At 68.3% G+C, this 5700-nt stretch carries 5 protein-coding genes and 1 pseudogene; 3 read left to right on the top strand and 3 right to left on the bottom strand.

From position 1 onward, the window contains the following. From bcsA to G3N99_RS33110, 3 genes are all read left to right on the top strand, one after another. Positions 1-2006 (top strand): UDP-forming cellulose synthase catalytic subunit (gene bcsA, locus G3N99_RS33120; RefSeq protein WP_206124479.1); only part of this gene is annotated, 2006 nt, incomplete at its 5' end. 27 nt (positions 2007-2033) lie between these two features. Next, positions 2034-3590, top strand: coding sequence for a cellulose biosynthesis protein BcsG (gene bcsG, locus G3N99_RS33115; RefSeq protein WP_174934673.1), 1557 nt, complete (start codon positions 2034-2036; stop codon positions 3588-3590). After that, on the top strand, positions 3572-3769 hold the full coding sequence (locus G3N99_RS33110) for a hypothetical protein (protein ID WP_206124478.1): 198 nt from the start codon (positions 3572-3574) through the stop codon (positions 3767-3769). Before bcsG ends, G3N99_RS33110 begins: the two co-directional genes overlap by 19 nt. A gap of 73 nt (positions 3770-3842) precedes the next feature. Here the strand turns inward: G3N99_RS33110 and G3N99_RS33105 are convergent, their stop codons facing one another. The 3 genes and pseudogenes from G3N99_RS33105 to G3N99_RS33095 all read right to left on the bottom strand — a co-directional run. Beyond that, positions 3843-4727, bottom strand: coding sequence for a pirin family protein (locus G3N99_RS33105; protein WP_206124477.1), 885 nt, complete (start codon positions 4725-4727; stop codon positions 3843-3845). Between the two features lie 31 nt (positions 4728-4758). Next, complete coding sequence (locus G3N99_RS33100; protein ID WP_174988976.1) at positions 4759-5151, bottom strand: OsmC family protein; 393 nt, start codon at positions 5149-5151, stop codon at positions 4759-4761. A gap of 45 nt (positions 5152-5196) precedes the next feature. Then, a pseudogene (locus G3N99_RS33095) lies at positions 5197-5700 on the bottom strand (sodium:proton exchanger); the annotation flags it as partial.

The following is a 5700-nucleotide window of genomic DNA, read 5'->3' as shown; positions in this document are numbered from 1 at the left end:
TTGCGATCGTCGCGGTGCTGGCGCTCGCGCTGCGCCGCTTGCCGGGCCATCTGCCGACGCTCGCGCTCGCGTCGCTCGCGCTGCTCGCGACGGTGCGCTACGTGTGGTGGCGCACCACGCAGACGCTCGATTTCCGCGGCCCGGTCGAGGCTGTTGCCGGCTACCTGCTGTACGGCGCGGAAGCCTATACGTGGATGATCCTGCTGCTCGGCTTCGTGCAGACCGCGTGGCCGCTCGACCGGCCGATCGTGCCGCTGCCCGACGATCCCGACACCTGGCCGACCGTCGACATCTACATCCCGACCTACAACGAGCCGCTGTCGGTCGTGAAGCCGACCGTCTTCGCCGCGCAGAGCATCGACTGGCCGAGCGCAAAGCTGCGCGTGTACCTGCTCGACGACGGCAAGCGCCCCGAATTCGAGGCGTTCGCGCGCGAAGCCGGCATCGACTACGTAACGCGCGACGACAACCGCCACGCGAAGGCCGGCAACATCAACCGTGCATTGCCGAAGACGCACGGCGAATACATCGCGATCTTCGACTGCGATCACGTGCCGACGCGCTCGTTCCTGCAGACGACGATGGGCGTGTTCCTGCGCGACCCGAAGTGCGCGCTCGTGCAGACGCCGCACCATTTCTTCTCGCCCGATCCGTTCGAGCGCAACCTCGGCACGTTCCGCGAGATCCCGAACGAAGGCAACCTGTTCTACGGCCTCGTGCAGTCGGGCAACGACCTGTGGAACGCGACGTTCTTCTGCGGCTCGTGCGCGGTGCTCAAGCGCAGCGCACTGGAAGAGGTGGGCGGCGTCGCGGTCGAGACCGTGACCGAGGATGCGCACACGGCGCTCAAGCTGCACCGGCGCGGCTATACGTCGGCGTACCTGCCGACCGTGCAGGCGGCCGGCCTCGCGACCGAAAGCCTCGCGGGCCACGTGAAGCAGCGCACGCGCTGGGCGCGCGGGATGGCGCAGATCTTCCGCATCGACAACCCGTTCCTCGGGCGCGGGCTCGGCTTCATCCAGCGGATCTGCTACGGCAACGCGATGCTGCACTTCTTCTACGGGATTCCGCGGCTGGTGTTCCTGACGATCCCGCTCGCGTACCTGTTCTTCCACCTGTACTTCATCAACGCGTCGGCGCTCGCGCTCGCGAGCTACGTGATCCCGTATCTCGTGCTCGCGAACGTCGCGAACTCGCGGATGCAGGGGCGCTACCGCCATTCGTTCTGGGCCGAGGTCTACGAGTCGGTGCTCGCGTGGTACATCGCGCTGCCGACCACCGTCGCATTCTTCAGCCCGAAGCACGGCAAGTTCAACGTGACCGACAAGGGCGGCAAGATCGACGAAGGCTACGTCGACTGGTCGACGTCGAAGCCGTATCTGGTGCTGTTCGGGCTGAACGTGCTCGCGATCCTCGCCGGCCTGTGGCGGCTCGTGGCCGACCAGGGCGACGAGGCATCGACGATCCTGATCACGCTCGGCTGGACCGTGTACAACCTCGCGATGCTCGGCGCGGCGCTGGCCGTGGCGCGCGAAACCAAGCAGGTGCGCGTCACGCACCGGATCGCGATGCGCGTGCCGGCCATGCTGCTGCTTGCCGACGGCTCGACGGCCGCGTGCTTCACGAGCGACTACTCGACCGGCGGCCTCGGCCTCGAAGCGGTGCTGGGGCTTCCGCTTGCCGTCGGCGACACGCTGACGGTGTGCGTGACGCGCGGCGACCGGCCGTTCCCGTTCCCGGTGCGCGTGAGCCGCGTGACGCCGACCCATGTCGGCGTGAGCTTCGAGGAACTGACGCTCGAACAGGAGCGCCAGCTCGTGCAATGCACGTTCGGCCGCGCGGATGCGTGGCTCGACTGGCACGAAGGCGAGCGCCTCGACACGCCGCTCGGCGGGCTGAAGGAAGTGCTGCGGATCGGCCTGGACGGCTATGTACGGATGTGGAAGGGTGCGGCGCGCGGCTTGCAGGCCATGCTGGCGCCGAAACTCGATCGGGCGCGCGACTGACGCGGCGCTCATCATGGAGTGGGTTAGATGACGTTCTGGAATCTGTATTTCATCCTGAAGTTCGCGCTGTTCGCGACCGGGCACCTGCAGCCGTTCTGGCTCGCGAACCTCGCGTTCGCGGTGGCGCTCGCGGTGAGCGCACCGATCCGGCGGCGTGCGTGGCGCATCGTCCGGCAGGTCGTCGCGATCGCGATCGCGGTGCCGCTGCTCGCGCGCGAGATGCATGCGCCGCCGCTTGCGCGGCTCGTCGAGGCCGCACGCGAAGTGAGCACGTTCCGCTTCGAATACTGGATGGAGCTGCTGCCGCGCCTGCTGCCGCCGGTGCTGCTGCTGACGGTGGCCGGCGCGCTGATCGTCTACTTCATCGTGAATCGCTGGCTGCGCGTCGCGACGTTCGTGCTGGCCGTGCTGATCGTGATGCCGCTGTGGCAGGCCGGCAGCGGGCTGATGGCGCGCGTCGTCGCACCGCTGCCGCAGCAGGCCAACGCAACAGGCACGACGATTGCCGGCCAGCCGGAGGATCACAACGCCGCGCTCGCGACGTTCCGCACGCAGGAATCGCAGCGGCAGGTCGCGTTCGGCCATCTCGGCAACGATCCGGCCGCGCAGTTCGACGTGATCGTGCTGCACATCTGCTCGCTGTCGTGGGACGACCTCGACGCCGCGAAGGTGCGCAACCATCCGATGCTGAGCCACTTCGACTACCTGTTCACCAACTTCAGCACGGCCGCGAGCTACAGCGGCCCGGCGGCGATCCGCGTGCTGCGTGCGAGCTGCGGGCAGGAAGCGCACGCCGACCTGTACAAGCCGGCGCCGCAGCAGTGCTACCTGTTCTCGCAGCTGGCGAGCGCGGGCTACAAGGTGCAGTCGCTGCTGAACCACGACGGCCATTTCGACAACTTCCTGCAGGTGATCCACGACAACATCGGCGTGCCCGACGCGCCGCCGGTGTCGAACGCGGCCGCGCCCGTCGCGATGCACGCGTTCGACGGCTCGCCGATCAAGGACGACTACTCGACGCTCGCGAACTGGTATGCACAGCGCGCGTCGGTGCCGGGCCCGGTCGCGTTGTACTACAACACGATCAGCCTGCACGACGGCAACCGGATCGTCGGCAGCTCGCTGACGAGCATCGACTCGTACCCGCAGCGCGCAACGAAGCTGATGGACGACTTCGATCGCCTGGCCGACCTGATCGCGCAATCGGGCCGCCGTGCGGTGATCGTGTTCGTGCCCGAGCACGGCGCCGCGCTGCGCGGCGACAAGTACCAGGTCGCGGGCCTGCGCGAGATCCCGACGCCGCGCATCGTGCACGGGCCGGTCGGCGTGCGGCTCATCGGCTTTGCCGGCAACCACGGCGCGACGACCGTGATCGATCAGCCGACCAGCTTCCTCGCGCTCTCGCAACTGCTGTCGAACCTCGTGTCGAACAGCCCGTTCAAGCCGGGCACGACGCTCGCGCAGTACGCGGCCGACCTGCCGCGCACGCGGATGGTGGGCGAGAACGAGGGCACGGTGACGATGCAGACGGCCGGGGGCTACTCGGTGAAAACTCCGGATGGCGTATGGATCGACGAACAGTAATTCCTCCGGGCGACGCCGATGACGATCGCCTGTCGCAACCGAACGACGTGCTCGGCCTCGCGCGGCATCTGCCCGCGCTCGATCCCGAGCGTTACGTCGACGAGCAGGCGCGTCGCGCGTTCATCGACTCGCTCGACCGCTGGCCGACGCTCGCGAAGCTGATGGGATTGAAGCCGTAAACGTACAACGGCCGGCATGTGTGCCGGCCGTTGTTTCTTGCGTGCGATTCCGCTGGCCGCCCCTTATCGCACGTTATTGCGCCTTGCGTTCCGGCTGGCGCGTCCACTGGTCTTCTTCACCAGGCACCTTGCCGAAGGTCTGATCGGCCCACGCCGCGCGGGCCGCGTCGATCTTCGCGCGCTCGCTCGACACGAAATTCCATTCGATGAACCGCTCGCCCGGCAGGTGCGCACCGCCGAGCAGCATCACGCGTGCGCCGTTCGCGCTGGCGAGCGCCACGGACGCGCCGGGTTCGAGCACGGCCATCGTCGTGGGGGCGAGCGGTGCGCCGTCGATGGTGAGGTCGCCGTCGACCAGGTACACGCCGCGTTCCTCGTGTTCGGCATCGAGCGCCAGCGTGCCGCCTGCCGCGAATTCCGCATACGCATAGAGCGTCGGCGAGAACACCGCGACCGGTGACGTGAGTCCGAACGCGGTGCCCGCGATCACGCGCACGCTCGCGCCGTCGCGCGTGAACGACGGCAGCGTGTCGGCCGCATGATGGACGAATGCGGGCGTGGTGTCTTCATGTTCGACCGGCAGCGCGACCCAGGTCTGGATTCCGTGGACCGGCTGATCATGCGGCCGGTCTTCGTCGGGCGAGCGCTCCGAATGCACGATGCCGCGGCCGGCCGTCATCCAGTTCACGTCGCCCGGCACGATCTTCTGCCGGAAGCCGAGGCTGTCGTGATGCATCAGCGAGCCGTCGAACAGGTAGGTGACGGTCGCGAGGCCGATGTGCGGATGCGGCAGCACGTCGATGCCGCGGCCGGCCGGCAACACGGCCGGCCCCATCTCGTCGAAGAAGATGAACGGGCCGACGAGGCGGGCGGCGCGCGCGGGCAGCACGCGGCGCACGACGAGGTTGCCGATGTCGCTTTCGCGCGGCGTGAGCAGGGTCTTGATCGTGGCGGACATGGTGGGGATCTTGTGGTCGAGGCGGGGCGCGTCAGGCGATCGCCGTGTCGATGGTGATCGGATGCGTGAGGATCTTGTGCACCGGGCACGCGTTCGCGATCTGCAGCAGCCGTTCGCGCTGTTCGCCGGACAGGTCGCCTTCGAGCGTGATGCGGCGCACGATCGTGCTGCCCGCGCTGCCCGATTCGTGCGCGAGCTTCACGTGCACTTCGGTGAGCGGCCAGCCCTTGCGCTGCGCATACATCTTCAGCGTGATCGCGGTGCATGCGCCGAGGCTCGACAGCAGCAGCGCGACGGGCGCGGGCGCCGCATCGCCGCCGCCGAGCGACGCCGGTTCGTCGGCGCGCCACTGGTGGACGCCATCGCTGAAGTGGACGAGGTAATCGACGGAGCCGATGCTCGCTTCGACGGACAGTTCGCTCATTGCAGTTCCATGTAAAGAAGGGGAGGCCGGCGGCGTGGCCGGGCGTTACGGTTCGAGCAGCCGCTGCAGCCGCAGTTCCTCGAAATCGAGCTCCGATTCGATCCGGTGCAGCACGGCGTCGTCGACCTTGCCGTCGCGATGCAGGTCGAGCAGCGCGCGGCGCGACACGCCGACGAGCTCGAGTTCGACGCGCAGCATGCGCGAGCGCACGTTGGCCGGTTCGGCGCCCTGGCGATGCGCGCGTTCGTTGAAGGTGACGCGGTTCCGGTATTCGGCGAGCAGGCGGTCGAGCGACGGCCGCTCGAGGGTCGAGCCGCGTTGTTCGAGCGCGTCGAGTTCGGCGAGCGCCGCGCCGAACGCATGCGCGCGCACCGCATGCTCGGACATCGTGTGCCGCGCGGCCGGGCGCAGTTTCAGCACGCGGATCAGCGGCGCGAGCGTGCCGCCTTGCACGACGAGCGTGGCGATGATCAGCAGGAACGTGCTGAACAGGATCAGGTCGCGGCCGGGGAAGTTGGCGGGCAGCGCGATCGCGGCCGCGAGGCTCAA

The sequence above is a fragment of the Burkholderia sp. Ac-20392 genome (assembly GCF_017104585.1).
Lineage (GTDB): Bacteria > Pseudomonadota > Gammaproteobacteria > Burkholderiales > Burkholderiaceae > Burkholderia > Burkholderia lata.
This window is presented reverse-complemented; position numbering and strand designations above follow the sequence as displayed.